This window comes from Pseudomonas sp. MS15a(2019), assembly GCF_013277805.1.
GTDB lineage: Bacteria > Pseudomonadota > Gammaproteobacteria > Pseudomonadales > Pseudomonadaceae > Chryseomonas > Chryseomonas benzopyrenica.
The window spans coordinates 394,510-419,678 of the sequence record NZ_VBTN01000003.1 but is presented as its reverse complement, the minus strand read 5'-3'; the positions used below and the strand labels follow the sequence as shown (position 1 = coordinate 419,678).

Here is a 25,169-nt window from a genome sequence, read left to right as displayed (position 1 = left end):
GGCGCCGCCAGGGCGATTCGAAGACTCGACGCCGCCCGCCCATCCGGGCATGGTGAGCAGCTGTCTTCCTCGCCCGCTGGCCGTCATGTCCGATACCGATGAACTCACCCTGCGCAAGCTGGAGATCTTTCTGGCCTTCATGCGCAGTCGCAACCTGGCGCGGGCCGCCGCCGAGCTGGGCACCAGCCATGTCAGCGTGCATCGCGCCATCCACTCCCTGGAAAACGCCCTGCGCTGCCCACTGTTCAAGCATGAGGGGCGTACCCTGACGCCGCTGGATGGCGCCTTCGTGCTGGAGGCTCGGGCTGAGCGACTGATGCAGGACCTGGCCGAGACGGTCCGGCTCACGCGCCAGGCGGCGGGCTTTTCGGCCGATCGCTTTCGCCTGGGGGCGCTCTATTCGCTGACGGTCAAGACCGTGCCCCAGCTGATCATGGGCCTCAAGCTGAGGCGCAGCGAACTCAACATCGACCTGGTGCTGGGTTCCAATGCCGACCTCGCCGAGCAACTGCACGATTTCAAGCTGGACGCCATGCTCGTGGCCCTGGACGACGCCGTGGTGGATGCCGACTGCGAGAGCGTCGAGCTGTTCAGCGACGACATCTTCCTCGCCGCGCCCAGTGATTCGCCCTTCGCCGACCAGGCCGAGGTGGACCTGCGCGACCTCTCGGGGGTGCCCTTCGTGACCCTGACCCAGGGTTTCGCCACCTTTCGCGATGGTCGCCAGGTGTTCGCCCAGGCCGGCTTCGAGCCGGAGGTGATCATGCAGGTCAACGACATCTTCTCGCTGATGAGCATGGTTAGCTCCGGGGTGGGCTATGCGCTGCTGCCGGGGCGGGTCGAGGCGGTCTACCAGAACCGCCTCAAGCTGGTGCCCCTGGCGTCGCGCTATCGCCTCCAGCAGCGCATTGGCGCGGTGTTCCTGCGCAGCCGCGAGCGCGATCCCAATCTGCTGGCCTTCGTCGCCGAATGCCGGATGTACGCGCGCAACTAAGCCACCAGTGCCCGCACGCAGAAGAACAGCAGCGACGGCCCCAGCAGGCAGCCTAGGCCGGTGTGGAAGGTAGCGGTCAGGGCGCCATAGGGCACCAGCCGGCGATCAGTGGCGGCGAGCCCCGCGGTGACGCCGCTGACGGTGCCGGCCAGGCCGCCGAAGACCATTGCCGAGCGCGGATTGTCCAGCGCCAGCAGCCGCGCCGAGGCGGGCGTCGCGACCATGACGATGATGGCCTTGATCAGGCCGGTGGCGATGGACAGTGCCATGACGTCGGAGCTGGCGCCCAGGGCGGCGCCGGTCACCGGGCCGACGATGTAGGTCACCGCACCGGCGCCGATGGTGGTCATGCTCACCGCGTCGCGATAGCCGAAGGCCCAGGCCACGGCGGCGCCAACGATGAAGGGGAGCACCGTACCCAGCAGCAGGGCCACGGCGCCGATCATCCCCGCCTTGCGTGCCTCGGTGGCCTGCACCTCGAAGGCGGTGGCGACGATGGCGAAGTCACGCAGCATGGCGCCGCCCATCAGGCCGATGCCGGAGAACAGGGCCAGGTCGGCCAGGCCTTTCTGGCCACCGGTGACGGTACCCCCGACCCACGCCAGCACCAGGCCGATGACGATGGCGATGGCCGAGCCGTGCACCCGGCCGAAGGTCAGGCGGCGCGAAAGGACCACCGAGACCCACATGATCAGGCCGATCAGCGCGAAGGCGGCGACCAGGCCGTTGTGTTGCAGCGCTTTGGTGACGATGTCGTTCATCCTAGCGACCTCCGGCCGGCGCGGCGTGGGCTACGGCCGGCGCTGGCGCCACGGGTTCGTCAGGCAACGGCGGTAGCGGTTCGCCGCGATGGCTGCGACTGATCAGGGCGATGGTCACCCCGCAGATACCCACGGCGCCGACGGCCGCCAGCACTGCCACGGGTCCGCCATGCAGGGCGGTGACCACATTCTGCTGGGCGGCCATGGCCACCACCACCGGGATGTACAGCGCGCCCCAGAAGCCGACGCCGAATTCGCATTCCTTGCTCATGCCGCCATGCCGCTCCATGTAGAGCCGGGCGCAGATCAGCAGGAGCATGGCGATGCCCACCCCGCCGACATTGGACTTGACCCCGAGCAGGACGCCCAGGAAGTCACCGATGATGACGCCTGCAAGCATGCAGACGGCCAGGAGCGCTACACCGTAGATGATCATTGTTGTTGTCCTCGGTTGTGCTTGGGGTGGGGTGAAGCCTGGCCGCTGCGCCCGCTTTTACCCCCTCTCCCTCGGGGAGAGGGCTGGGGTGAGGGCAGCCGCCGTATGGGGATTGCTCAGTCCAGTCGTGCCGCCTCCTCGCGCCTGAGCGCGTCTAGGGTGTCAGGATGGGTGTCCTGCCAGGCCAGCACCCCGGCCGCGGGCAAGACGCGTTTGGCCAGTTGGCTGAGGACGCTGCCGGGCGCCAGTTCGATGGCCAGCCGCACGCCGCGCTCGCGAGCGGCTTCCAGGGCGGCGTGCCATTCGATGGGCCGCGCCATGTTGAAGGCCAGGTCGTCGCGTAACTGCTCGGCACGCACCAGCCGTCGTGCCGAGGTACCGCTCAGATAGGCCAGCCGGGGCGCGCGTAGCTCGACCTCGGCAAAGGCCTGGTCAAGAGTCTGGGCGGCTTCGGCGAGCAGCGGGCAGTGGGACGGCACGCTCATGACCAGGCGCTTGGCCGCTGCGGCGCCCTGGGCGCGCGCGGCTTCGGTCAGCACGGCCAGGCCGACATCGCTGCCCGCGACCACGTATTGCTGCTCGGCATTGGCATTGGCCAGGTACAGCGGCGCGTCAGGCCGATGGTGATTGGCGACCAGGCCCTCCACCGTGCCGCGGTCCAGCCCAAGTATGGCCAGCATGCCGTAGCCCTTGGGATAGGCCGTCTGCATCAGCTCGCCACGAAGGGCCACCAGGCGCAGAGCGTCGGCGAAGTCCAGGGCCTCGGCCACCACCGCCGCGGCATAGGCACCGATGGACAGCCCGGCCACCAGCTGTGGCTCTGGTCCGCGGCTCAGCAGCAGGCGCGCCGTGGCGACGCCGGCGATCAGCAGGCACAGCTGCACGGCGCGGGTATGTTCCAGGGCCTGGGCGGAGTCCAGGTTCAAAGGATCGAGGTCCAGTACCGCGGCGGCCTCCGCCAGGGTGCGCCGGACCTCGGGGTCCTCGGGCAGGGCGTGCAGCATGCCGGGACGCTGGGCGCCCTGGCCGGGAAACTGGAAGAGGGTACTCATGCGGCGCGCGCCTCCGGCCAGGGATCGCTCACCAACTGGGGACCGGCCGCGGTCTTGAGCAGCACGCGTGGGGCGTCTCCGGCCCAATCGGCCAGGGCGACGCCGCCGAGGGGGGTCTCCAGCAGGATGTCCAGGCGACACAGCGCTTGCCCTTGCAGGGACGCCAGCAGGGCCCGCGCCTGGTCGCGCGGCAGCGGGGCTGCGCAGCGGATCAGCAGATCCAGATCGCTCGCGGCGTGCAGCGCCGGCCAGCCAGAGGCCAGCTCGTAACCTGCGGCGCCGGTGGGGCCCCAGGGTAAGCCCAGGTCGTCCAGCCGGGTTTGCAGGCGGGCAAGGGTGTCGAAGACCGGTAGATCGCGGCAGCCGGTTGTGATCCGCAGGTTTTCAGGTGCGCGCTGTTGCACTACGGCGGCTGGTACAAGCCAGGCCGCCAAGCGCTCGGCGCGGGTAGCGCCGCGCAGGCCGACCGGGATACGGCCGGCCTCGGGTGCGGTTCGGCGGACCACTACGGGCAGGCCAGCCTGGGCGATCTGGTGGGCCCAGGTGGGGGCGTCCGCGGGAAGGGTATCCGGGGTCAGGCCCCATAGGAGGTCGTGGGGCCTGTGTTGGGCTTCGCGTCGCTCAACCCAACCTACGCAGGTGTTCCGTAGGTTGGGTTGAGCGCCAGCGAAGCCCAACGGGCCCATCCGCCCGCTCGTCACGCCTTCCATCCCGCCCGCAGGCGATCGCGTACTGCGCGAGAGGCCGCGCGGTTGGCGCCGTCCAACCGTAGTTTGAGATCGGTGGTACCGCTGGCGAGCACATCGGCCTGGGCCTCGGCCAGGGCCTGGCGTACCTGCTCCAGATCGGCGGTCGAGGGCTGATCGGGCTGGCCGACCTCCAGCTGGCGCCAGAGCAGGCCCAGGGAGGCATAGCTGTCCAGATCGTAAGCCATGGGCGGGATATCGGCGGCCAGGCGTTCCAGCTCCTCGACGCTGCGCAGGGTCACCCGCGCGGCCGAGGCCTTGCCCATGGCGTGCACCTGCACCTGGGGATCACGCAGGGCCAGCAGGCGATTGGCCTGGTAGCCATGGGCGAGAAAACCCCCGGACATGGCCTTGCCTACCAGCAGGCCCAGCACCGGGTGTCCGGCCAGGCGCGCCTCGGCATAGGCACCCGCGGCGCCGGCCAGGGCTTGGTGGATGCCATAGGCCTCCTCGCGGCGACCGTAGGCCTGGCTGGGCACGTCCACCAGGGCGATCAGGGTGCGTTTCACCTGGGCGCCAGCATCCTCGGCGATGGCCTGCTGAATGGCTCGGGCCAGGCCCCAACTCTCCAGCAGACCGACCTCGCCCTGGCGGGCGCGGGGAAAGGGATTCTCGGCATCTGCTACCACCGCCAGCCAGCGCGCGGGGCGTCCGGCCAGTTCCAGGTCGGCGACGCGCAGGGAGGCGGGCAGGCCGGTGACGGCCTCGCCCTGGCCGGCCAGGGCCTGGAACCAGGTCAGGCCGCGTTGCGAAGGCTGGGTGCTCATGGCTGGTCTCCGGCATAGAGGTGGCGGACCGCGGCGGCGTCCGCCTGGGGACGGGTATCGAGATCGACGAGGCGCGTCAGGTAGTGGTCGGCCCGCTGGCTGCGCAGAGGGGCGGCAACGCCCTGGGTGAAGCCCTGGCGGATGGCGGCGGTCACGGCGGTGCTGTCGTCGGCGACGAAGACATCGGCCACGCCCGTGGCGACCCGCTGTTCGCCGCCGGTCAGGCTCCAGATGAAGGGGCGGTCGCGGGAATCGTATTCCTCGATGCCGGCTTCCTGCTCGATCACCTGGGGACCGTTGAGTCCCAGGCGTGCCTCGCGGGTGACTATCAGTTGGCTGCACAGGCCGGCGGCGATGGACATGCCACCAAAGCAGCCGACGCTGCCAGCGATGACGCCGATGACCGGCTGATGCGAGCGCAAGGCAACGATGGCCGCCTGGATCTCGGCGATGGCGGCCAGCCCCAGATTGGCCTCCTGCAGGCGCACGCCGCCGGTTTCCAGCAGCAGCACGGCGCGGGTCGGGATGCCCGCGAGGTTGTCTTCCAACGCCAGCTCCAGGGCACCGGCGATCTTGGCGCCGCCCACCTCGCCCATGCTGCCACCCTGGAAGGCGCCCTCGATGGCGCAGACCACCGCGGGCTGGCCGTCGATCAGCCCCTTGGCCACCACCACGCCGTCATCGGCCTGGCAGACGATGCCCTGCTTGGGCAGCCACGGCGACATCAGCCGTTCGAAGGGACCGACCAGCTCGCGAAAGCTACCGGCATCGAGCACCACACGGGCCCGCTCGCGGGCGCCGAGTTCGACGAAGCTGCGGCTGTGCAGCAGCTCCTGGACATCGGGAAGGGTGGCTTCAGCCATGGGTGCTGTCCTCCAGGTCGAGGGTTTCCAGGCCCTGCTCCAGGCGCAGGCGCACCACGCCCGGGGTGGCGCCGAAGTCGTGGATGTCCAGGGTCAGGGCCGGCAGGTCCTCGCGCGTGGCGAACAGCCGGTCGAAGAGGGCGCGCCAGCGCGGTTCGCTGCCGTTGACCGAGGTGGTCACCTTGAGGGTGAAGTCGGCCATGGCGGGTTCGAGCAGGACCTCCAGGTCCCCCGAACCGACACAGCCGACCAGGGCGCGACCCTGGCGGCGCTGGCTGGCCGGATAGCTGCAGGTGAAGTGTTCCATCAGAGGTCTCCAGGGAGCCGTGGCTCCAGGCGATCGACGAGAAGGGTGGCGGCCAGCAGATCGGCGGCGCCACCGGGGGAGGCATTGGCGGCCAGCAACTGGCGGTCCAGGGTCAGCAGCTGGCGGCGACCGGCGAGACTGGCGCTGCCCCCGGCCTGCAGCACGGCGCGGGCACCCTGCTGCATGGTGGTGAGGGCCGCGGGGCCCGCGCGGTGCAACACGCAGGTATCGTCCAGCGCGGTCATGATGGCCAGGAGTGCATCCAGGCGAGCGTTCTGCTCGCCCGCACCGGCCTGGCGGCTGGCGCGCAACTGCGGCAGACCGCGCTGGTGGATGGCGGGAAAGCCCGCGGCGGCCTCGGCCCGGGCGCCGCCGACGCCATAGCGCTGGGCGACGCGCTGGCCGTGGCTGGGCGCCGCCTGGGGCGCCGCCGGATCGGGCAGGCTGGCCAGGCGCCCAGCCGCCAGGCACAGCGCCTGGGCCGATGTCGGACGCTCATGCACCGCCGCCGTCACCAGCAGCCCCAGCGCCCAGATGGCGCCGCGATGGGTATTGACCCCGCCGGTGACCTGCAGCATGGCGGCTTCGCCGTCACGTCCCAGTTGGCCGATCAGGCGGCGCAGTTCGGCGGCAGGCAGCCCTCGCTCCGCGGCTTCGGCCATGGCCTGGAAACTGGGCTGCAGGGCCTGGGCCGAGGTTAGCATCAGGCCAAGGGTGAGGTCACTGTGGGCGCCCTGGCCGCGGCGATCCACCAGGGCCGGCTTGGGCGAGAGTTCGGCTTCGTCCACCAGGGCGGATACGGCCAACTCGGCCAGGCGCTCGGCGGGCGATGAGGTACGGCGGGCGAGGGCGCGCATCACCAGCTCCTGAACTTGGCCGGGGGTTGATAGAGACCGCCGGACCATTCCACCAGCTCGCCGATGCTCTTGGCCGCGAGCAGCTCGCGGCTGGCGTCGGTGCGGCGGATGCCGAGGTCCTCGGGCAGGGCCACCAGGCCTTCCTGGCGCAGGCGCCGGGCCTCGGCCGGGTCGCTGCGCAGGCCAATGGCGGTGACCCCGGCCACGGCGGCGATCATCGCGCGGCGCTCTTCCAGGGAGCGGGCGCGGTAGAGATAGGCGATGCCTTCTTCGGTGAGCAGGTGGGTGACGTCGTCGCCATAGACCATGATGGGCGCCAGCGGCATGCCGCTCTTGCGCGCCACCTCCACCGCATCCAGGGTATCGACGAAGGTGGGTTTGCCGCCTTCCTGGAAGGTCTCGACCATCTGCACCACCAGCTTCCTGCCGCGTTCGAGCAGAGCCGGTGCGCCGTCGCCGGTCTGCTGCCGCATGTCCAGCCAGGCCGGGGTGGGGTGACGCCGACCGTGCGGATCATGGCCCATGTTGGGCGCGCCACCGAAGCCGGCCAGGCGACCCCGCGTCACGGTGGAGGAATGGCCGTCGCCATCCACCTGCAGGGTGGCGCCGATGAAGAGGTCCACGGCGTACTGGCCGGCCAGCTGGCAGAGCAGCCGGTTGGAGCGGAGCGAGCCATCGCGACCGGTGAAGAAGACGTCCGGGCGCTGGGCGATATAGCCCTCCATGCCCAGTTCGGTGCCAAAGCAGTGCACGCTTTCCACCCAGCCGCTCTCGATGGCCGGGATCAGCGTGGGGTGGGGATTGAGGGTCCAGTGCCGGCAGATCTTGCCCTTGAGGCCCAGGCGCTCGCCGTAGGTGGGCAGGATCAGTTCGATGGCCGCGGTGTTGAAGCCGATGCCATGGTTGAGCGACTGCACCTGGTGGCGTTCGTAGATGCCGCGGATCGCCATCATCGCCATCAGCACGTGGACCGGCTTGATGTGGCGCGGATCGCGGGTGAACAGCGGCTCGATATAGAAGGGCCGGTCGGCCACCACCACGAAATCCACCCAGTCCGCCGGGATGTCGACTCGCGGCAGTTCGGACACGTCGTCCACCAACTGGTTGACCTGGACGATGACGATGCCGTCGCTGAAGGCCGCCGGCTCGATCAGCGCCGGGCTATCCTCGGTGCTAGGGCCGGTATAGATGTTGCCGGCGCGATCGGCCATGAAGCCGGCGCTGAGCACCACCTTGGGAATCAGGTCCACCAGCAGCCGGGCATAGAGTTCGATGTAGGTGTGGATGGCGCCGACTTCCAGTAGGCCGTCCTCCAGCAGCTGGCTGATCCTCAGGCTCTGGGTGCCGGCAAAGGAGAAGTCCAGCTTGCGGGCGATGCCGCGCTCAAACAGGTCCAGGTGCTCGGCGCGACCGACGCTGGGCATGATCATGTGCAGGTCGTGCAGCCGGGCCGGATCGACCTGGGCGAGGCTGCGGGAGAGGAAATCGGCCTGCTTCTGGTTGTTGCCTTCCAGCACCACCCGGTCGCCGGGGGCCAGCAGCTGTTCCAGGGCCGCGACGATGGAGGCGGTGGGCAGCACCTTGCCATCGGCCAGCGCAGCCACCCGGTCCAGGCGCTGCTGCTTGTCGCTGCGGCGCCTGGCGATCCGAGCCGGTGGGGAGGATGTCGTTGTCATTGGGGTCTCCACGAATCACCTGTCGTGGAGCCACCCTAGCCTTCGACTGCCGGGCGTTCAATCAACCTGAGGGCGGAAACGTTACGCTGAAGTTAACGATTCCGTTGAGCTCAGGTGCTTGCGACCGGCTCAGGTCTTGTCGACCGGGGTGAAGATCGAGGTGGTTTTGGAGAACCAGCTGGTGGGGGTCACGTCGACGTTGGCGTTGTCGAATCTCAGGCTGTTCTGCACCTGCTTGAGCGTCAGGTTGGCCTGCCAGTATTGCTCATGACTGAGCTCCTGGTTGGCCCTGTGCACCAGGTCCAGGGTTTCCTGGGCCGGCAGCACGGCGGTGGAGTAGTCGACGTCGACGCCGGCCACCTTGAGGATCGCGCCAGCGCCCTGGGTGTCGCCCTGCTGGATCTTCTCGTTGGCCTGGGCCACGGCCTGGTTCTTGGCCGGGGTGGCGACATAGTCGTCACGCAGCGCCATGCCGCTCCAGATCGGCAGCCAGGACGTGGCCTTGGCGTCCTGCGCGGAGACCTGCATGAGTTTGCCGTCCTGACCCCGCAGGTCCCTGGCCGACTTGAGGTAGGCGGTCTTGTCGGTTTGGGCGGTCTGCAGCGCGCTTTCGGCGGCGGCCAGTTGCTGCTTGGCCTGATCGACATGGGCCTCGAAGAGGTCCTGGCGGGCGGCGACCACGTCCATGAAGGCCTGCTGGCCCTGCTGGGAGATCGCCGGCAGAGTGGCGACCTGCTGGGTGGCGATGTCGGGTCGGGTGTCGGCCAGGGCGGCGGTGGAAAACACCGAGGCGAGGGTCAGGACGAGAAGGCTCTTGGCGATACGACGATTGAGGTTCATGTGCTTCTCCCGGATACGAAAGTGACTGGAACCGCGGGGGTATCGGGCAGGGTTGCGAGATACCTTGGGATCAGTGTCGATCCGGTGAGCTTAACGGACGCTTAGCAGGCTATCGGTAGGTGTAAAACGATGTTTCGGACGCTGGAACGGAAACAGCGCCCGCCCCGGAGAGTCCGGAGCGGGCGCTGTTGGCGGGCCGAGGGCCTAGCGCACCAGGCAGGGCTTCTTGTTATCGAAGGTCCAGTTGGGCGAGAGGAATTGCATGGCCATGGCGTCGTCCCGCGCGCCCAGGCCCTTGGTCTTGTACAGCTCGTGGGCGCGGGCGAGGGCGTCCAGGTCCAGCTCCACGCCCAGGCCACCCTGCTGCGGCACCTCGACCAGGCCGCCCTTGATCTCCAGCGGCTGGCGGGTGAGGCGTTGACCGTCCTGCCAGATCCAGTGGGTGTCGATGGCGGTGATCTTGCCCGGCGCCGCGGCGGCGACGTGGGTGAACATGGCCAGGGAGATGTCGAAGTGGTTGTTGGAGTGCGAACCCCAAGTCAGGCCCCAGTCGTTGCACATCTGCGCCACCCGCACCGAGCCCTGCATGGTCCAGAAGTGCGGATCGGCCAGGGGGATGTCCACCGATTGCAGCTGGATGGCGTGACCCATCTGGCGCCAGTCGGTGGCGATCATGTTGGTGGCGGTGGGCAGGCCGGTGGCGCGACGGAATTCGGCCATCACCTCGCGTCCGGAATAGCCGTTCTCGGCGCCACAGGGATCCTCGGCATAGGCCAGTACGTGGTGCTGGTCGCGGCACAGGCGGATGGCTTCCTTGAGCGACCAGGCGCCGTTGGGGTCCAGGGTCACGCGTGCCTCGGGGAAGCGCTCGGCCAGGGCGGTGACCGCCTCGATCTCGGCGTCGCCGCTGAGCACGCCGCCCTTGAGCTTGAAGTCCTTGAAGCCGTAGCGGTCATAGGCGGCCTCGGCCAGTCGCACCACCGTCTCGGGGGTCAGGGCCTCTTCGTTGCGCACGCGGAACCAGGCGTCGTCGCTCTCGGCTTCGCTGCGGTAGTCCAGGGTGGTCTTGTTGCGGTCGCCGACATAGAACAGGTAACCGAGCATCTCCACGGCATCGCGCTGCTGACCTTCGCCGAGCAGGGCGGCCACCGGCACCTCCAGGTGCTGACCGAGCAGGTCGAGCAGGGCGGCTTCGATGGCGGTCACCGCGTGGATGGTCACCCGCAGGTCGAAGGTTTGCAGGCCACGGCCGCTGGCATCGCGGCCGGCGAAGGCCTGGCGGACCTGGCCGAGGATGCGCTGGTACTGGCCCAGCGGCTGGCCGATCAGGAACTGGCGGGCGTCTTCCAGCGTCTGGCGGATGGTCTCGCCGCCGGGCACCTCGCCGACGCCGGTGCGACCGGCGTTGTCCTTGAGGATCAGCACGTTGCGGGTGAAGTAGGGGCCGTGGGCGCCGCTGAGGTTGAGCAGCATGCTGTCCTGGCCGGCGACGGGGACGACCTCCAGCGAGGTGACCACCGGGGTGCCGGTGTGCAGGGCCGGGGTGGCATTGAATTGAGTCATGGTCGGGCTCCTTGTCGATCAGCGAGAGGTTTCAGCGGCGAGCGGGGCTTCGGCGGGCAGCGTGGGTACGCCACGCAACTCGACGCGCTTGATCTCGCCTACCACGAACAGATAACTGATGGCGGCCACCAGGGCATTGGCGCCGACGAACACCAGGGCCATCTTGAAGGAGCCGGTGGCGGCGATGATGTAGCCGATGATGATCGGGGTGGTGATGGAGGACAGGTTGCCGATGGTGTTGAACAGGCCACCGGAAAGGCCGGCGATCTGCTTGGGTGAGGTGTCGGACACCACCGCCCAGCCCAGGGCGCCGATACCCTTGCCGAAGAAGGCCATGGCCATGAAGCCCACCACCATCCAGTCGGCGTCGACGTAATTGCAGAGGATCATGCTCATCGACAGCAGCATGCCGGCGACGATGGGGGTCTTGCGTGCCACGCTCAGGCTGTTGCCGCGACGCAGCAGATAGTCGGAGATCACCCCGCCCAGCACGCCGCCGATGAAGCCGCAGATGGCCGGCAGGGAGGCGATGATGCCGGCCTTGAGGATGGTCATGCCGCGTTCCTGCACCAGGTACACGGGGAACCAGGTCAGGAAGAAGTAGGTGAGGGCGTTGATGCAGAATTGGCCCAGGTAGATGCCGGCCATCATGCGATTGGTCAGCAGCTGGCCGATGTAGCTCCACTTCGGGCCTTCGCTCTTCTTGCCGGGGGTGTCCAGGTCGACCAGGCCGCCGTTGCTGGCGATGTACTCGACTTCGGCGGCATTGACCCGGGGATGTTCACGGGGGCTGTAGATCACCGCCATCCAGACCGCCGAGAAGGCGATGCCCAGGACGCCCATCACCACGAAGACGTGCTGCCAGCCGAAGTGATAGACGATCCAGCCCATCAGCGGTGCGAACAGCACGGTGGCGAAGTATTGCGCCGAGTTGAAGATCGCCGAGGCGGTACCGCGCTCCTTGGTGGGGAACCAGGCGGCGACGATGCGGGCGTTGCCGGGGAAGGAGGGCGCCTCGGCCAGACCGACCATGAATCTCAGGGCGAACAGCAGGAATACCGCGGTGCCGATGCCGAATTCACCGATGTAGCCTTGCAGCAGGGTGAACACCGACCAGGTGAAGATGCTCGCCGCGTAGACCTTCTTCGAACCGAAGCGATCCAGCAACCAGCCGCCGGGGATCTGACCGAGCACATAGGCCCAACCAAAGGCGGAAAAGATGTAGCCGAGGGAGACGGCACTGATACCGAGGTCTTTTTGCAGGGCGGAGCCGGCGATGGAAATGGTAGCGCGGTCGGCATAGTTGATCGTGGTCACGACGAACAGCATGAACAGGATCAGATAGCGGACGCGCGTCTGCTTGGTTTCTTGCATGGAGAGCTCCCACTGGTTTGTTTTTGTGTGCGGGCGGAGATCGAGCAGCGGTCTTATGTTGTAAGTCGTCTGACAACGATAGCGTTATCATTAAACAGATAACGCTATCATTCAACCGGTAAATCTGTGGTCGGCTGCAAAAAATCCGTTAGGAGCTCTGGCGCTCGATGAGAACGAAACCGGTGTCGAGGTTGACCGCGGTCCGCTCGCCGGCGAGCCGGTCGAGCAGCGACTGGGCGACGCTGCGGCCCATGACATCGGCGTTGACGCTGACGGTGGACAGCGCCGGGGTCGCGAAGCGGCCATTGGTGGTGTCGCCGAAACCCATTACCGCCAGCTGCTCGGGAATGCGCAGGCCGCGGCTGTTGGCCTCGGCCACCACGCCCAGGGCCAGGGTATCGGAGCTGCACAGCACCAGTTCCGGTGGCACCGGGCGTTCCAGCAGGCGCGCCAGGCCGATCCGCCCGACCTCCCAGGTGGCGGGCAGCGGCAGCACTTCCATGGGCACTTCGCCGATACCCAGCTCGGCCAGCCGCGCCTGCAGCGCCAGATTGCGGCGCATGGCGCGGGGATCGTCCACCGAGATCACCCCGAAACGGCGATAGCCGCGGGCGACGAAGTGATCCGCCAGGGCCATGCCGACCTGCTCATGGGAAAAGCCCACCTGCATGTCCAGGGCTTCGGCGCTCAGGTCCCAGGCTTCCACCACCGGGATGTTCAGGGCCGCCAGCCGCTCGCGACTGGCCGGGGTGTGCAGGGTGCCGGTAAGGACGATGCCATCGGGCCGGCGGCCGAGGATGGCTTCCAGCAGTTCCTCTTCCTTTTCCGGTGAATAGCCGGTGGGCCCGATCAGCGCCTGGTAGCCCGCCTCGGTGAGCCGCTCCATGATCGCCTGCACCACGGTGGCATAGATGGAATTGGCGATGGTGGGCAGCAGGATGGCCACCAGGCGACTCTTGCTGGAGGCGAGGCTGCCCGCCAGCAGATTGGGCACATAGCCCAGCTCCTTGACCACCGCCAGGACGTGCTCGCGAGTGGCGGCGCTCACCAGACTCGGCCGATGCAGCGCCCGGGACACGGTGATGGGCGACACCCCGGCGGCGAGGGCGACCTCGCGCACGGTGAGGGGCAGCTCGGTGGTGCCATCGAGCTGGGCGAGTTCGCGTCGGGACTTCCTGGCCAAAACGGGTCCTTGGAGAAGAGAAGTCGCCATTATGAGAGCAAGCCCCGGCGGTTGCCATGGGCGCCCGCCAGAGCCTTTGCTAGTCGACCGCTCGCGCTGCCCGGGCGCGACCGACCCGGGACTCGTTGCGCCGCCCCAGCTGGGCGGACACCTGGCGGCCCGCCTCGATGAGCTGGGGCAGGTCGAGACCGCTGGCGATGCCCAGGCCGTCGAGCAGATAGACCAGGTCCTCGCTGGCGACATTGCCGCTGGCGCCGCTTGCATAGGGGCAGCCACCCAGCCCGGCGACGGAGCTGTCGAACACCGCGACCCCTTCGAGCAGGCTGGCGTAGACGTTGGCCAGGGCCTGGCCATAGGTGTCGTGGAAATGCCCGGCCAGCTGGCTGAGCGGCACCTCCCGCCCCAGCCGCTGCCAGAGCGCCCGGGTTCGGCCGGGGGTACCGACGCCGATGGTATCGCCGAGGGAAACCTCGGCGCAGCCCAGCTCCAGCAGCTCGCGGGTCACGCTGGCCACCTGGTCGGGTGCGATCTCGCCGTCGTAGGGACAGCCCAGCACGCAGGACACATAGCCGCGCACCCGGATGCCCGCCGCCTGCGCGCCCTCGACCACCGGCAAGAAACGCGCGAGGCTCTCGGCGATGGAACAGTTGATGTTGCGCTGGGAGAAGCCCTCCGAGGCGGCGGCGAAGACGGCGATCTCCTCCACGCCCGCCGCCAGGGCGGCCTCGAAGCCTTTCATATTGGGCACCAGTACCGAACGGACCACGCCCGCCGGCTGCCCGAGTCCCGCCAGCACCTCGGCGGTCCCGGCCATCTGCGGCACCCACTTGGGCGAAACGAAGCTGCCCACTTCCAGATGTTGCACACCGCTGGCGACCAGGGCCTCGCACAGCTGGATGCGCTCGGCAATGCCAAGCGCCTGGGGTTCGTTCTGCAGGCCGTCGCGTGGCCCGACCTCGACCACCCGCACCCGGGACGGCAGGGCCTCGCTCATGGTGCCGTCTCCTCCAGTTCCACCAGAGGCGTGCCCTCGGCCACCAGTTCGCCAGGGCTGCAGAACAGCGCGGCCACGACGCCGGCGCGGGGCGCGCGGATGCTGTGCTCCATCTTCATCGCCTCCAGCACCACCAGCGGCGCGCCGGCTTCCACGGTGTCGCCCACGGCTACCGAGACGGCGACCACACTGGCGTTCATTGGCGCCGTGAGCCCGCCGGCCTCCGCCTGGCGCGCGACCTCGGCGAGGGGGTCGGCCCAGGTGACGGCTTCGAAATGGTCTTGCCACTCGAGGAACAGCGTCTGCCCACGGCGATAGAGGCGGGCGCTCTGGCGAATGCCTTCGGCCTGCCAGTGGAGGCGATCACCATTCCGCTCGACCGCCGCCGAACCGGGCAGGGCGACGGCGCGCACCTCACCGCGGCAGGCCAGGCGCAGCGCTATCTGGGGCGGTCCACCCAGGCGCCAGCCCTGACGGGAAGCCCAGGGTGACGTCGGGTCGGCAGCGGCCGCCAGCGTCGCCAGCCAGGCCTGGGCCGCCAAGGTCCAGAAGACGTCGGTCAGCTCTCCGGGTGCGGGCAGCAAGGCGTCCCGGTGACGCTCGATGAAGCCGGTATCCAGCTCGGCCGCGGCAAAGGCCGGGTGAGCGAGCAGACGCTGCAGAAAGGGCAGGTTGGTGGCGAAGCCACCCACCGCGGTCTCCATCAGCATGGCCAGCAGCCGCTGGCGCGCCTGTTCGCGGCTGTCCCCCCAGGCGATCAGCTTGGCCAGCATGGGATCATAGAAGGGCGAGACCTCGTCGCCTTCCTCCACGCCGCTGTCCACGCGCCGCCCCGGACCAGGCGTGGGCTCGCGATAGAGCTGCAGGGTGCCCGAGGCCGGCAGGAAGCCCTGATCGGTGTCCTCGGCATAGAGCCGTACCTCGATGGCGTGGCCGTGCAGCGGTACCTGGGCCTGGGTGAGGGGCAGCGCCTCACCGGCGGCGACGCGCAATTGCCAGGCCACCAGATCCAGGCCGGTGATGGCCTCGGTGACCGGGTGTTCCACCTGCAGCCGGGTGTTCATTTCCATGAAGAAGAAGTCGCCGCGGGCATCGAGCAAAAATTCCACGGTACCGGCGCCGACATAGCCGATGGCCTGGGCCGCCTGCACCGCCGCTTCGCCCATGGCCCGCCGTAGCTCGGGTGTGAGGCCGGGGGCCGGGGCTTCCTCGATCACCTTCTGGTGACGACGCTGGATGGAGCAGTCGCGCTCGTTGAGATAGAGGCAGTGGCCGTGGCGGTCGGCGAAGACCTGGATCTCCACGTGGCGCGGTTGCAGCACGTACTTCTCCACCAGCATCCGCGCATCGCCAAAGGCCGAGAGCGCTTCGCGCTGGGCCGAGGCGAGACCTTCGGCCAGGTCGGCTTCGCGCTTGACGATCTTCATGCCCTTGCCGCCACCGCCGGCGGTGGCCTTGAGCAGGACCGGATAGCCGATGCGCGCCGCGGCGTCGCGAAAGGTGGCGAGGGACTGGTCCTCACCGTGATAGCCCGGCACCAGGGGCACCCCGGCGTCGGTCATCAGCGCCTTGGCGGCGGACTTGCTGCCCATGGCGCGAATCGCCGCGGCGGGCGGCCCGACGAAGACCAGTCCCGCCGCGGCCACTGCCTCGGCGAAGGCGGCGTTCTCGGACAGAAAGCCATAGCCCGGATGGATCGCCTGGGCGCCGGTGGCGAGGGCGGCGGCGATGATCCGCTCGCCGGCCAGGTAGCTGTCGGCCGGCTTGGCGCCCCCGAGGTCTACCGCCAGGTCGGCCTGGCGCACATGGCGTGCCCTGGCGTCGATGGCGCTGTGCACGGCGACGGTGCCCAGGCCCAGGGCCTTGGCGGTACGCATCACCCGGCAGGCGATCTCGCCGCGGTTGGCGACGAGCAGACGGTCGAAGGTCATGGCGTGGTCTCCTGCCAGGCGGGGCGGCGCTTTTCCAGGAAGGCGGCAAGGCCTTCCTGGGCTTCAGAGGTGACGCGGACGGCGGCGATCAGGCCCTCGGTGAACGGGCGCACCGTGGCACTGGGTGCGCCTGCGCCGGCGCCGTCCAGCAGCCGCTTGCAGGCCCGCAACGCCTGAGGGCCGTTGTCCAGCAGGCGGGCGATCCAGGCGTCCACGAGGGGCTCCAGGTCGGCGGCGGGCGCGGTCTCGGCGACCAGGCCCAGCTCGGCCGCGCGCGCGCCGGAGAAGCGTTCGGCACCCAGCATGTAGCGCCGGGCCGCCCGTTCGCCCAGGGCGCGGATGACGAAGGGGCCGATGACGGCGGGCACCAGGCCGATGCGCACCTCCGACAGGCAGAAGGTGGCGTCACTGGCGGCCAGTGCCAGGTCGCAGCAGCTGACCAGCCCTACCGCGCCGCCAAAGGCTGCGCCCTGCACCACGGCGAGGGTGGGCATTGGCAAGGCCTGCAGGCGATACATCACCTCGGCCAGGCGCTCGGTGTCGGCCTGATTGGCGGCCGCGTCCAGGGTAGCGGACGCCTGCATCCAGGCGAGATCCGCGCCGGCGCAGAAGTGCCGGCCGCGCCCGCGCACGAGCAGAAAGCGCAGCTCCGCATCGGCGGCGATCTCGGCGAGCGCCGTGCCCAGCTCCGCGATCATCCGTGCATCCAGGGCGTTGTGGCGGTCCGGACGGTCGAGCCAGAGGGTGGCGAAGCCGCGCGGGTCGCGGGTCAGATCCAGGGTGTGGAAATCAGTCATGGCCTACATCCGGAAGACGCCGAAGGTCGTCGGCTCGAGGGGGGCGTTGAGACTGGCCGACAGCGCCAGGGCGAGGACCTCGCGGGTCTGGGCCGGGTCGATCACTCCGTCGTCCCATAGGCGCGCGCTGGAATAGTGGGCATGGGCCTGACGCTCGTACTGCTCGACGATGGGTGCCTTGATGCGCGCCGTCTCTTCGTCGTCGAAGGCTTCTCCGGCACGTTCGGCCTGCTCACGCTTGACCTGCACCAGCACCCCGGCCGCCTGCTCGGCACCCATCACGCCGATGCGTGCGTTGGGCCACATCCACAGGAAGCGAGGATCGTAGGCGCGACCGCACATGCCGTAGTTGCCGGCGCCAAAGCTGCCGCCGATGATCACGGTGAACTTGGGCACCCGGGCGCAGGCCACTGCGGTGACGAGCTTGGCGCCGTGCTTGGCGATGCCGCCTTCCTCGTATTTCTTCCCGACCATGAAGCCGGTGATGTTCTGCAGGAAGAGCAGGGGGATGCGCCTCTGGCAGGCCAGCTCGATGAAGTGCGCGCCTTTCTGCGCCGATTCGGCGAAGAGAATGCCGTTGTTGCCGAGGATGGCCACCGGATGACCCTGCAGATGGGCGAAGCCACAGACCAGGGTGGTGCCGAACTGCGCTTTGAATTCATCGAAGACGCTGCCGTCCACTAGCCGGGCGATCACCTCGCGCACCTCCAGCGGCTGCTTGGGATCGGCCGGGACCAGGCCGTAAAGGTCCTCGGCCGGATACAGCGGGGCGACTGGCGCCTTGAGCTGCAACTCACCCAGCTTGCGCCAGTTGAGGTTGGCGATGCAGCGCCGCGCCAGGGCCAGGGCATGGGTGTCGTTCTCGGCATAGTGGTCGGCCACGCCGGAAATGCGGCAATGGACATCAGCGCCGCCCAGTTCCTCGGCGGTGACCACCTCGCCGGTGGCGGCCTTCACCAGCGGCGGGCCAGCGAGAAAGATGGTGGCCTGCTGGCGGACCATGATGGTCTCGTCGCTCATCGCTGGCACATAGGCCCCGCCGGCCGTGCAGGAGCCCATCACCACGGCGATCTGGGGGATGCCCTGGGCGCTCATGGTCGCCTGGTTGAAGAAGATCCGCCCGAAGTGCTCGCGGTCGGGGAAGACGTCCTCCTGGCGCGGCAGGTTGGCGCCACCGGAATCCACCAGATAGAGGCAGGGCAGGCGATTCTGCAGGGCGATGGCCTGGGCGCGCAGGTGCTTCTTCACCGTCAGCGGATAATAGGAGCCGCCTTTCACGGTGGCGTCGTTGGCGATGATCATGCACTCGACGCCCTCGATGCGGCCGATACCGGCCACCACCCCGGCCGCCGGTACCTCTTCCTCATAGACGTCGAGGGCCGCCAGGGCGCCGATTTCCAGAAAGGGCGAGCCGGGGTCCAGCAGTTGGTCGATGCGCTCGCGGGGCAGCAGCTTGCCGCGGGCGGTATGGCGCGCCTGGGCCTTGGCGCCGCCGCCTTCACGGATGCGTGCCAGGAGCTGGTCGAGCCGGGCCAGTTGCTCGGCCATGGCGGCGGCATTGCGCTGGTAGTCCGGGGTGCGGCGGTTCAGGGTGGAGGTCAGCACGGTCATGGAGGGCTCCTCACCGGGTTTCGTTGAACAGCTCGCGCCCGATCAGCATGCGGCGGATCTCGCTGGTGCCGGCGCCGATCTCGTAGAGCTTGGCGTCGCGCAGCAGGCGGCCGGTGGGGTACTCGTTGATATAGCCGTTGCCTCCGAGGATCTGGATGGCTTCCAGGGCCATCTGGGTGGCCTTCTCGGCGGTGTAGAGAATCACCCCGGCGGCGTCCTTGCGGGTGGTCTCGCCACGGTCGCAGGCCTGGGCCACGGCATAGAGATAGGCGCGGCTGGCATTGAGGCCGGTGTAGAGGTCGGCCACCTTGCCCTGGATCAGCTGGAATTCGCCGATGCTCTGGCCGAATTGCCGGCGGTCGTGGATATAGGGCAGGACCACGTCCAGGCAGGCCTGCATGATGCCCACCGGACCACCGGCGAGGACCACCCGCTCATAGTCCAGGCCGCTCATCAGCACCTTCACGCCCCCGTTCACCTGTCCCAGCACGTTGTCCTCCGGCACCTCGACGTCGTCGAAGAACAGCTCGCAGGTGTTGGAGCCGCGCATGCCCAGCTTGTCGAACTTGCTGCCGCGGCTGAAACCGGTCCAGTCACGCTCGACGATAAAGGCGGTGATGCCATGGGCGCCTTGTTCCGGTTCGGTCTTGGCATAGATGACATAGGTATGGGCATCGGGGCCGTTGGTGATCCAGGTCTTGCTGCCATTGAGCACGAAGCGATCGCCACGCCGCTCGGCGCGCAGCTTCATGGAGACCACGTCCGAGCCGGCATTGGGCTCGCTCATGGCTAGGGCGCCGATGTGCTCGCCGCTGACCAGCCTGGGCAGGTAGCGCGCCTTCTGCGCGGCGGTGCCGTTGCGATGGATCTGGTTGACGCAGAGATTGGAGTGGGCGCCATAGGAGAGGGCCACCGAAGCCGAGCCGCGGCTGATCTCCTCCATGGCCACCGCATGGGCCAGGTAGCCAAGTCCCGAGCCGCCGTATTCTTCCCCCACGGTGATGCCGAGCAGCCCGAGGTCACCAAAGGTGCGCCAGAGGTCCATGGGGAAACTGTTGCTGGCATCGATCTCGCCCGCGCGCGGTGCTACCTCGCGCGTGACCAGGTTGCGCACCTGATCGCGCAGCAGATCGAGGGTCTCGCCCAGGGCGAAGTTGAGACTCGGATAGCTCATGGGGTCACCTGTTGTTGGGATTGTCGGGTGAGGAGAGGGCACAGGAGGCTGTGCGGGCACAGCGGGGCAGCGCCGGGCGTACCAGGGCTCAGAGGAAATACGGGAAGACCTGGCAAGCAGAATCCTGCGTGGCCCGGGAGCACGGGCAGGAAAGGCGTCGGACGTGGCTGCCGACGGCACGCTATGGGCGCGGGGGAGACGCGCCTGCGGAGCGATGGCGCCAGGGCGCGCATGGTCCGTCCTCCTGTTCATTATTCTTGTCATGGCGACCGCGAGAGGGAGGCGGTGCCTGTGCCTCTGAGTCTAGGAGGAGAAATGCGCTATCGTGAAACGATAAAAATAGAATCCAGGTATTGGAAAATCAGATGGCACTGCATAAGGACATCTCGATGCGGCAACTGCGCTATTTCGTCGCCGCCGCCGAGAACAGCCAGTTTTCCCTGGCCGCCAGCGCGGTCAACGTCAGCCAGTCGGCGGTGACCACGGCGGTCAGCCAGTTGGAGACGATGCTTGCGGTGCGGTTGTTCGAGCGACTGCCCCATGGAGTCAAGCTGACCGCCGAGGGGCACCAGTTCTACCACCATGCCCGACACATCCTCGACACCCTGCAAGACGCCGTGAGTCAGCCGCTGTTCCAGAGTCATGCCCTGACCGGCCAGGCCCGGGTCGGCGCTTCCTATGCGGTGCTCGGCTACTACCTGCCGACCCTGCTGGCGCGCTTCAAGCGCAGCTATCCGCAGATCGACATCGACCTGCGCGACATGGATCGACCCAGTATCGAGGCGGGCATCAACGATGGCACCCTGGAGCTCGGCCTCACGGTCATCTCCAACGTCGACGCCGCCCAGCCCTTCGAGCGGCATCTGTTGATGCGCTCGCCGCGCCAGCTCTGGCTGCCCAGCGCTCATCCGCTGCTGGCTGCGGAACGCGTCACCCTGGCCGACATCGCGCCCTATCCCTATATCCTCGCCACGGTGGACGAAGGAGAAACCTCCACGCTGCGCTACTGGCGCGCGGCCGGCCTGGAACCCAACGTGGTGTTCAAGACCTCGTCCATGGAGTCCCTGCGCGGCCTGGTCGCCCATGGCTTTGGCGTGACCATCCTGTCCGACATGCTCTATCGCGGCTGGTCCCTGGAAGGCCGCAAGCTGGAAGCCCGCCCGGTGGCCGATGCCATCCCACCCATGGAGCTGGGCCTGATCTGGAGTCCCGAGGAACGCCTGAGCCCTGGGGCCCAGGCGTTTCGGCAGTTTCTGGTATCGGCGGCGGGATAGCGGAGGCACCTGCTTGGAGTCAGCCCTTGGACTGCGCCGGATCCGCACTGCGCGGATAGGTGCGCTCTTCCTCGATACGACCGTCGCTGGTGTGGATCTTGACGCTGCCGGTCTTGCCGTCCATGAACTGCGCAGCCTGGTGGACGATGGCGTCCTTGGTAGAGGCCTTAAGCAGGGCGCGATCGCCGTGCTCTTCCTTGAATTCCCAGCCGGTGTCGGTGGGTAGGATGTGGTAGTTCTGCATCTGGTCTCCCTGGGGCCCTGGGCCCTTGCCTGGTCATGGGTTGCGCCTGTTTCGACCCGCTTTCATTCGAGAACATTCGAGCGAAGCGGCCAGGCCTGGCAGGGAACCACGCCGCGCTACTCATCCCTGCAGATAGACCACCTGGGTGTGGGTGTACTCATAGAGCCCGTGCTTGCCGTCGGCACCGCCGATGCCGGACTTGCGCACCCCGGCGTGGTAGCCCTGCATGGCCTCGAAGTTCTCCCGGTTGATGTAGGTCTCGCCGAAGTCGATCTCGCGCATGGCGTGCATGGCCTTGCTCAGGCTGCGCGTATAGACGGATGAGGTGAGGCCGTATTCGCAGTCGTTGGCCAGGGCGATGGCTTCGTCGAGATCGTCCACCACCTGGATCGGCAGCACCGGGCCGAAGATCTCCTCGCGCATGATCGGCATCTCGGCGCGACAGTCTGCCAGTACCGTGGGCTGGAAGTGAAAGCCGCGGCCCAGGTCGGCGCGACTGCCACCGGTGACCAGGCGGGCGCCCTGGCCGAGGGCGACGTCGACCTTGGCCGCCACCTTGTCCAGGCCGGCGGCGTTGATCAGCGGTCCCATCTCCACGCCGGTGTCAGCCTGAGGGTCGCCATAGCGGGTGGCGGCCATGGCGCGGCCGATGCGCTCGATGAAGTCCTCGGCCACCGCGCGTTCCACATAGACCCGCTCGGCGCAGTTGCACACCTGGCCGGTGTTGATGATGCGCGAATCGCGGATGGCGCGTACCGCCAGGTCCAGGTCGGCATCGGCCAGGACGATGGCCGGCGCCTTGCCGCCTAGCTCCAGGTTGAGCTTGGTCAGATTCGGTGCCGCAGCGGCCATGATCCGCGAGCCGGTGGCGACGCTGCCGGTAAAGCTGACCATGTCGATGCCGGCGTGGGCACTGAGCTGGCCACCTATGGCCCCGGCGCCGCTGACAAGGTTGAAGACCCCGGGCGGCAAGTCGGTCTCGGCCACCAGGCGGGCGAATTCATGGGCATTGATCGGGGTTTCCTCGCTGGGTTTGATCACGATGGTGTTGCCGGTGATCAGCGCCGGTGCCAGCTTGCGGGCGATGAGAAAGAAGGGGAAGTTCCAGGGCAGGATGCCGGCCACCACGCCCAGTGGCTTGCGCAGCAGAAAGATCTGCTCGTCGGGCCGGTCGCTGGTGATGATCTCGCCTTCTATGCGTCGCGCCCACTCGGCCATGTAGTCGAGATAGTCGGCGGTGAAATTGACCTCCACTTCGGCCAGGCCACGGACCTTGCCCTGTTCGGCGACAATGGTCCGGGCCAGCCGCGGTGCGTGCTCACGCAGCTTTGCCGCGATGCGCCGCAGATAGCCGGCGCGCTCGATGGCTGGTTTGCGCGCCCAGGCCTTCTGGGCACGGCGGGCGGCGGCGATGGCCTGATCGACGTCTTCACGACTGGACGCCGGCACCCGGGCCAGGGCCTCGCCGGTGGCCGGGTTATGGACGAGAAAGTCCTCGGCGGCCGGCAGGAAACGGCCATCGATGTAGTTCTGGTAGAGGGGCAGATCGGCCATGGCGGACTCCGGGTCAGTAGGTGCGAGAGGGCGGCTGGGGCGCTTCGAGGGGGCGATAGCGGGCCAGGTTGGCCAGCGCCGCCTGGCGGAACAGGCTGATGTCGATACCGACGGCAACGAACTGGCACCCCCAGTCGCGATAGCGCCGGGCATCGTCTTCCTGGGGCGCCAGGATCCCGGCCACCTTGCCGGCAGCGCGGGTCGCCTCGATGGCGGCGCGGATGCGCGCCTGGACCTCCGGGTGGCCCGGATTGCCGGCATGCCCCAGGCCACTGGAGAGGTCCGCCGGGCCGACGAAGACGGCGTCCACGCCCTCCACCGCGGCGATCTCGGCAACGTTGTCGCTGCCCAAGCGCGATTCCACCTGGACGATCAGGCACAGCTCGCTATGGGCGGTGTGCAGGTAGTCGGGCACTGCGTCCCACCGGGTGGCGCGGGCCAAGCCGCCGCCGACGCCACGGATGCCGTGGGGCGGATAGCGCATGGCGCGCACCAGGGCGCGGGCCTGCTCGGCGGTCTCCACCATGGGCACCATCAGCGTCTGCACGCCGATGTCCAACAATTGCTTGATCAGCACCGCATCGCCGGTCACGCAGCGCACCACCGGTGCCGTGGAATAGGGCGCCACCGCCTGCAATTGCGCGAGGATGCTCGGCACCGTATTGGGGGCGTGCTCGCCGTCGATCAGCAGCCAGTCGTAGCCGGTGCCGGCGGCGATCTCGGCGGCATAGCCGGTGGCGAAGCCGGCCCAGAGGCCGTAGAGGGTGTCGCTGCCCGTGAGGCGGGCCTTGAAGGGATTGCGCGGCAGATCCATGACGGTCGTCTCCAGGGGAATCAGGAAGGGGTGTCGGGCAGGCGCACCAGCAGCCCATAGCTCAGGGCACCGGCCACCGCGACCGCGGCGGCGATGCCGAGCGCGAGGCCGAAGGAGCCAGTCTGCTGGACGATCATGCCGGTGATGACCGGGGCGAAGGCGCCGCCGAAGTAGCCACCGAAGTTCTGGATGCTGGCCAGCGAGGCCACCTGGTGCGAGGGCACCGCGACGCTGACCAGCGACCAGGTGCCGGCCACCGCCACGTTGAGGCTAAACAGCGCCAGGCTGAAGCAGAGGATGACGCTGCCGATGCCGGTCACCCCGGCGCTGCACAGAGCGAACAATCCGGCCGCGGCCAGACCGCCGCAGATCGGCAGCTTGCGACTGAAGGCCAGGCTGCGCCCGCTGCGGGTCAGGCGATCCACCAACAGGCCCCCGCCGATCACGCCACAGGCGCCGGCCAGGAACGGCAGACTGGCAACCCAGCCGGCCTGGGCCAGGGACAGGTGGTGGACCCGTTCCAGGTAGGCCGGCAGCCAGGTCAGGAACAGCGACAGCATGTAGATGATGCCCACGTAGCCGATCACCACGCCCCAGGTCAGGCGGCGGCGGAACAACCCCAGCCAGTCGGCGAAGGTCAGCCGCTGGCCGGCGTCCTGGGGTGGCAGTCCGGCGTCCAGGTGTGCCCGCTCGGCGGCGTCCAGCGCTACCTGGACCCGATCGCGATAGCTCAGGTACCAGAGCGCCGCCACCAAGACGCCCAGCACGCCCATGGCGATGAACATCTGCCGCCAGCCCAGCCACAGCAGCAGGGCGGTGAGGATCGGCTGGGAGATCGCCGGCCCCAGAGAGGAGGAGAGGTTGAAGATGCCGGAGGGCAGGCCGCGCTCGCGCACGTTGAACCACTCGCTGACCACCTTGGCGCCGGCCGGGAATTGCGGCGCCTCGCCGATGCCCAGGCCGACGCGGGCAAGGATCATCAGGTGCAAACTGCTGAGCAGCCCGAGCACGCCCTGGGCGATGGACCAGAGGCAGATGCCCAGGCCTAGGGTCAGGCGCGCGCCGAAGCGATCCAGCAGGCCGCCGATGGGCAGCTGGGCGAAGGCATAGGCCCAGGCGAAGGCCGACAGCAGCAGGCCCATCTCAGTCGGCGTGAAGCCAAGCTCGCCGCTGATGGTCTGGTTGGCGATGGCCAGGGTGCTGCGGTCCAGGTAGTTGACGAAGCCGGCCAGCACTAATAGCGCCAGGGCGATCACCTGGACCCGCTTGAGCCGGGCGCTCTTGGGTGGCAGCGGCGTTGCCGCGGGGCGCGCATCCGGCAGGGGCGTCGCCAGGGTGTCTTGGGTCGCTTTCATCC

24 protein-coding genes are annotated in these 25,169 nt (G+C 68.4%); 2 read left to right on the top strand and 22 right to left on the bottom strand.

Annotated elements, in window-relative coordinates; translation table 11 throughout:
• Positions 1-85 precede the first annotated feature (85 nt).
• Positions 86-994 (top strand): LysR family transcriptional regulator, encoded by a 909-nt coding sequence (locus tag FEZ61_RS05520; protein ID WP_173147628.1) that lies wholly within the window; start codon positions 86-88, stop codon positions 992-994.
• Here FEZ61_RS05520 and madM read toward each other — a convergent pair.
• From madM to FEZ61_RS05430, 18 genes are all read right to left on the bottom strand, one after another.
• The gene (madM, locus tag FEZ61_RS05515; protein WP_160922577.1) at positions 991-1,755 is read right to left on the bottom strand and encodes a malonate transporter subunit MadM; all 765 of its coding nucleotides are present in this window, start codon (positions 1,753-1,755) and stop codon (positions 991-993) included. The two genes, FEZ61_RS05520 and madM, sit on opposite strands and share 4 nt — an antisense overlap.
• A 1-nt stretch (position 1,756) precedes the next feature.
• Positions 1,757-2,191: a malonate transporter subunit MadL gene (gene madL / locus FEZ61_RS05510; RefSeq protein WP_017641180.1), complete on the bottom strand. Its 435-nt coding sequence runs from the start codon at positions 2,189-2,191 to the stop codon at positions 1,757-1,759.
• A gap of 116 nt (positions 2,192-2,307) precedes the next feature.
• Positions 2,308-3,243, bottom strand: coding sequence for a malonate decarboxylase subunit epsilon (gene mdcH / locus FEZ61_RS05505; RefSeq protein WP_173147626.1), 936 nt, complete (start codon positions 3,241-3,243; stop codon positions 2,308-2,310).
• Complete coding sequence (locus FEZ61_RS05500; protein ID WP_173147624.1) at positions 3,240-3,929, bottom strand: malonate decarboxylase holo-ACP synthase; 690 nt, start codon at positions 3,927-3,929, stop codon at positions 3,240-3,242. Before FEZ61_RS05500 ends, mdcH begins: the two co-directional genes overlap by 4 nt.
• 11 nt (positions 3,930-3,940) lie before the next feature.
• Positions 3,941-4,756: a biotin-independent malonate decarboxylase subunit gamma gene (gene mdcE / locus FEZ61_RS05495; RefSeq protein WP_173147622.1), complete on the bottom strand. Its 816-nt coding sequence runs from the start codon at positions 4,754-4,756 to the stop codon at positions 3,941-3,943.
• Positions 4,753-5,619: a biotin-independent malonate decarboxylase subunit beta gene (locus tag FEZ61_RS05490; protein WP_173147620.1), complete on the bottom strand. Its 867-nt coding sequence runs from the start codon at positions 5,617-5,619 to the stop codon at positions 4,753-4,755. The genes mdcE and FEZ61_RS05490 overlap by 4 nt, the downstream gene beginning before the upstream one ends.
• Positions 5,612-5,926 (bottom strand): malonate decarboxylase subunit delta, encoded by a 315-nt coding sequence (locus FEZ61_RS05485; RefSeq protein ID WP_160922573.1) that lies wholly within the window; start codon positions 5,924-5,926, stop codon positions 5,612-5,614. The genes FEZ61_RS05490 and FEZ61_RS05485 overlap by 8 nt, the downstream gene beginning before the upstream one ends.
• Positions 5,926-6,783, bottom strand: coding sequence for a triphosphoribosyl-dephospho-CoA synthase (locus tag FEZ61_RS05480; protein ID WP_173147618.1), 858 nt, complete (start codon positions 6,781-6,783; stop codon positions 5,926-5,928). The genes FEZ61_RS05485 and FEZ61_RS05480 overlap by 1 nt, the downstream gene beginning before the upstream one ends.
• Positions 6,783-8,459 carry a malonate decarboxylase subunit alpha gene (gene mdcA, locus FEZ61_RS05475; protein WP_173147616.1) on the bottom strand — a complete coding sequence of 559 codons (1,677 nt, stop codon included), beginning with the start codon at positions 8,457-8,459 and terminating at the stop codon, positions 6,783-6,785. The genes FEZ61_RS05480 and mdcA overlap by 1 nt, the downstream gene beginning before the upstream one ends.
• 129 nt (positions 8,460-8,588) lie before the next feature.
• Positions 8,589-9,299, bottom strand: a complete 711-nt coding sequence (locus FEZ61_RS05470) for a YfdX family protein (protein WP_173147614.1) — start codon at positions 9,297-9,299, stop codon at positions 8,589-8,591.
• A gap of 204 nt (positions 9,300-9,503) precedes the next feature.
• Positions 9,504-10,862, bottom strand: coding sequence for a glucarate dehydratase (gene gudD / locus FEZ61_RS05465; RefSeq protein ID WP_017640445.1), 1,359 nt, complete (start codon positions 10,860-10,862; stop codon positions 9,504-9,506).
• An 18-nt stretch (positions 10,863-10,880) separates the two neighbouring features.
• Complete coding sequence (locus FEZ61_RS05460; RefSeq protein WP_173147612.1) at positions 10,881-12,236, bottom strand: MFS transporter; 1,356 nt, start codon at positions 12,234-12,236, stop codon at positions 10,881-10,883.
• A 148-nt stretch (positions 12,237-12,384) separates the two neighbouring features.
• On the bottom strand, positions 12,385-13,419 hold the full coding sequence (locus tag FEZ61_RS05455; protein WP_173147610.1) for a LacI family DNA-binding transcriptional regulator: 1,035 nt from the start codon (positions 13,417-13,419) through the stop codon (positions 12,385-12,387).
• Between the two features lie 79 nt (positions 13,420-13,498).
• Entirely contained in the window at positions 13,499-14,413 is a 915-nt protein-coding gene (locus tag FEZ61_RS05450) for a hydroxymethylglutaryl-CoA lyase (RefSeq protein ID WP_173147608.1), read from the bottom strand.
• Positions 14,410-16,344, bottom strand: a complete 1,935-nt coding sequence (locus tag FEZ61_RS05445) for an acetyl/propionyl/methylcrotonyl-CoA carboxylase subunit alpha (protein WP_173147606.1) — start codon at positions 16,342-16,344, stop codon at positions 14,410-14,412. Before FEZ61_RS05445 ends, FEZ61_RS05450 begins: the two co-directional genes overlap by 4 nt.
• Positions 16,341-17,141, bottom strand: a complete 801-nt coding sequence (locus FEZ61_RS05440) for an enoyl-CoA hydratase-related protein (RefSeq protein WP_064308606.1) — start codon at positions 17,139-17,141, stop codon at positions 16,341-16,343. Before FEZ61_RS05440 ends, FEZ61_RS05445 begins: the two co-directional genes overlap by 4 nt.
• 3 nt (positions 17,142-17,144) lie before the next feature.
• Positions 17,145-18,752 (bottom strand): carboxyl transferase domain-containing protein, encoded by a 1,608-nt coding sequence (locus FEZ61_RS05435; protein WP_173147604.1) that lies wholly within the window; start codon positions 18,750-18,752, stop codon positions 17,145-17,147.
• A 10-nt stretch (positions 18,753-18,762) separates the two neighbouring features.
• Positions 18,763-19,926, bottom strand: a complete 1,164-nt coding sequence (locus FEZ61_RS05430) for an isovaleryl-CoA dehydrogenase (RefSeq protein WP_017640452.1) — start codon at positions 19,924-19,926, stop codon at positions 18,763-18,765.
• A gap of 365 nt (positions 19,927-20,291) precedes the next feature.
• On the opposite strand from FEZ61_RS05430, the gene FEZ61_RS05425 reads away from it, so the two are divergent.
• Positions 20,292-21,200, top strand: a complete 909-nt coding sequence (locus FEZ61_RS05425; RefSeq protein WP_017640453.1) for a LysR family transcriptional regulator — start codon at positions 20,292-20,294, stop codon at positions 21,198-21,200.
• A gap of 19 nt (positions 21,201-21,219) precedes the next feature.
• Here the strand turns inward: FEZ61_RS05425 and FEZ61_RS05420 are convergent, their stop codons facing one another.
• The 4 genes from FEZ61_RS05420 to FEZ61_RS05405 form a co-directional block, all read right to left on the bottom strand.
• Entirely contained in the window at positions 21,220-21,444 is a 225-nt protein-coding gene (locus FEZ61_RS05420; protein ID WP_017640454.1) for a DUF2188 domain-containing protein, read from the bottom strand.
• Positions 21,445-21,564: 120 nt separating this feature from the next.
• On the bottom strand, positions 21,565-22,998 hold the full coding sequence (gene aldA / locus FEZ61_RS05415) for an aldehyde dehydrogenase (protein ID WP_173147602.1): 1,434 nt from the start codon (positions 22,996-22,998) through the stop codon (positions 21,565-21,567).
• 13 nt (positions 22,999-23,011) lie between these two features.
• Positions 23,012-23,812: an HpcH/HpaI aldolase/citrate lyase family protein gene (locus FEZ61_RS05410; protein ID WP_173147600.1), complete on the bottom strand. Its 801-nt coding sequence runs from the start codon at positions 23,810-23,812 to the stop codon at positions 23,012-23,014.
• 20 nt (positions 23,813-23,832) lie between these two features.
• The gene (locus FEZ61_RS05405) at positions 23,833-25,167 is read right to left on the bottom strand and encodes an MFS transporter (protein ID WP_173147598.1); all 1,335 of its coding nucleotides are present in this window, start codon (positions 25,165-25,167) and stop codon (positions 23,833-23,835) included.
• Positions 25,168-25,169 lie beyond the last annotated feature (2 nt).

Bases quoted from the DNA above. Each gene is read 5' to 3' on its own strand.
- FEZ61_RS05520 (WP_173147628.1), top strand. From the start codon at position 86: ATGTCCGATACCGATGAACTCACCCTGCGCAAGCTGGAGATCTTTCTG.
- madM (WP_160922577.1), bottom strand. From the start codon at position 1,755: ATGAACGACATCGTCACCAAAGCGCTGCAACACAACGGCCTGGTCGCC.
- madL (WP_017641180.1), bottom strand. From the start codon at position 2,191: ATGATCATCTACGGTGTAGCGCTCCTGGCCGTCTGCATGCTTGCAGGC.
- mdcH (WP_173147626.1), bottom strand. From the start codon at position 3,243: ATGAGTACCCTCTTCCAGTTTCCCGGCCAGGGCGCCCAGCGTCCCGGC.
- FEZ61_RS05500 (WP_173147624.1), bottom strand. From the start codon at position 3,929: ATGGGCCCGTTGGGCTTCGCTGGCGCTCAACCCAACCTACGGAACACC.
- mdcE (WP_173147622.1), bottom strand. From the start codon at position 4,756: ATGAGCACCCAGCCTTCGCAACGCGGCCTGACCTGGTTCCAGGCCCTG.
- FEZ61_RS05490 (WP_173147620.1), bottom strand. From the start codon at position 5,619: ATGGCTGAAGCCACCCTTCCCGATGTCCAGGAGCTGCTGCACAGCCGC.
- FEZ61_RS05485 (WP_160922573.1), bottom strand. From the start codon at position 5,926: ATGGAACACTTCACCTGCAGCTATCCGGCCAGCCAGCGCCGCCAGGGT.
- FEZ61_RS05480 (WP_173147618.1), bottom strand. From the start codon at position 6,783: ATGCGCGCCCTCGCCCGCCGTACCTCATCGCCCGCCGAGCGCCTGGCC.
- mdcA (WP_173147616.1), bottom strand. From the start codon at position 8,459: ATGACAACGACATCCTCCCCACCGGCTCGGATCGCCAGGCGCCGCAGC.
- FEZ61_RS05470 (WP_173147614.1), bottom strand. From the start codon at position 9,299: ATGAACCTCAATCGTCGTATCGCCAAGAGCCTTCTCGTCCTGACCCTC.
- gudD (WP_017640445.1), bottom strand. From the start codon at position 10,862: ATGACTCAATTCAATGCCACCCCGGCCCTGCACACCGGCACCCCGGTG.
- FEZ61_RS05460 (WP_173147612.1), bottom strand. From the start codon at position 12,236: ATGCAAGAAACCAAGCAGACGCGCGTCCGCTATCTGATCCTGTTCATG.
- FEZ61_RS05450 (WP_173147608.1), bottom strand. From the start codon at position 14,413: ATGAGCGAGGCCCTGCCGTCCCGGGTGCGGGTGGTCGAGGTCGGGCCA.
- FEZ61_RS05445 (WP_173147606.1), bottom strand. From the start codon at position 16,344: ATGACCTTCGACCGTCTGCTCGTCGCCAACCGCGGCGAGATCGCCTGC.
- FEZ61_RS05440 (WP_064308606.1), bottom strand. From the start codon at position 17,141: ATGACTGATTTCCACACCCTGGATCTGACCCGCGACCCGCGCGGCTTC.
- FEZ61_RS05435 (WP_173147604.1), bottom strand. From the start codon at position 18,752: ATGACCGTGCTGACCTCCACCCTGAACCGCCGCACCCCGGACTACCAG.
- FEZ61_RS05430 (WP_017640452.1), bottom strand. From the start codon at position 19,926: ATGAGCTATCCGAGTCTCAACTTCGCCCTGGGCGAGACCCTCGATCTG.
- FEZ61_RS05425 (WP_017640453.1), top strand. From the start codon at position 20,292: ATGGCACTGCATAAGGACATCTCGATGCGGCAACTGCGCTATTTCGTC.
- FEZ61_RS05420 (WP_017640454.1), bottom strand. From the start codon at position 21,444: ATGCAGAACTACCACATCCTACCCACCGACACCGGCTGGGAATTCAAG.
- aldA (WP_173147602.1), bottom strand. From the start codon at position 22,998: ATGGCCGATCTGCCCCTCTACCAGAACTACATCGATGGCCGTTTCCTG.
- FEZ61_RS05410 (WP_173147600.1), bottom strand. From the start codon at position 23,812: ATGGATCTGCCGCGCAATCCCTTCAAGGCCCGCCTCACGGGCAGCGAC.
- FEZ61_RS05405 (WP_173147598.1), bottom strand. From the start codon at position 25,167: ATGAAAGCGACCCAAGACACCCTGGCGACGCCCCTGCCGGATGCGCGC.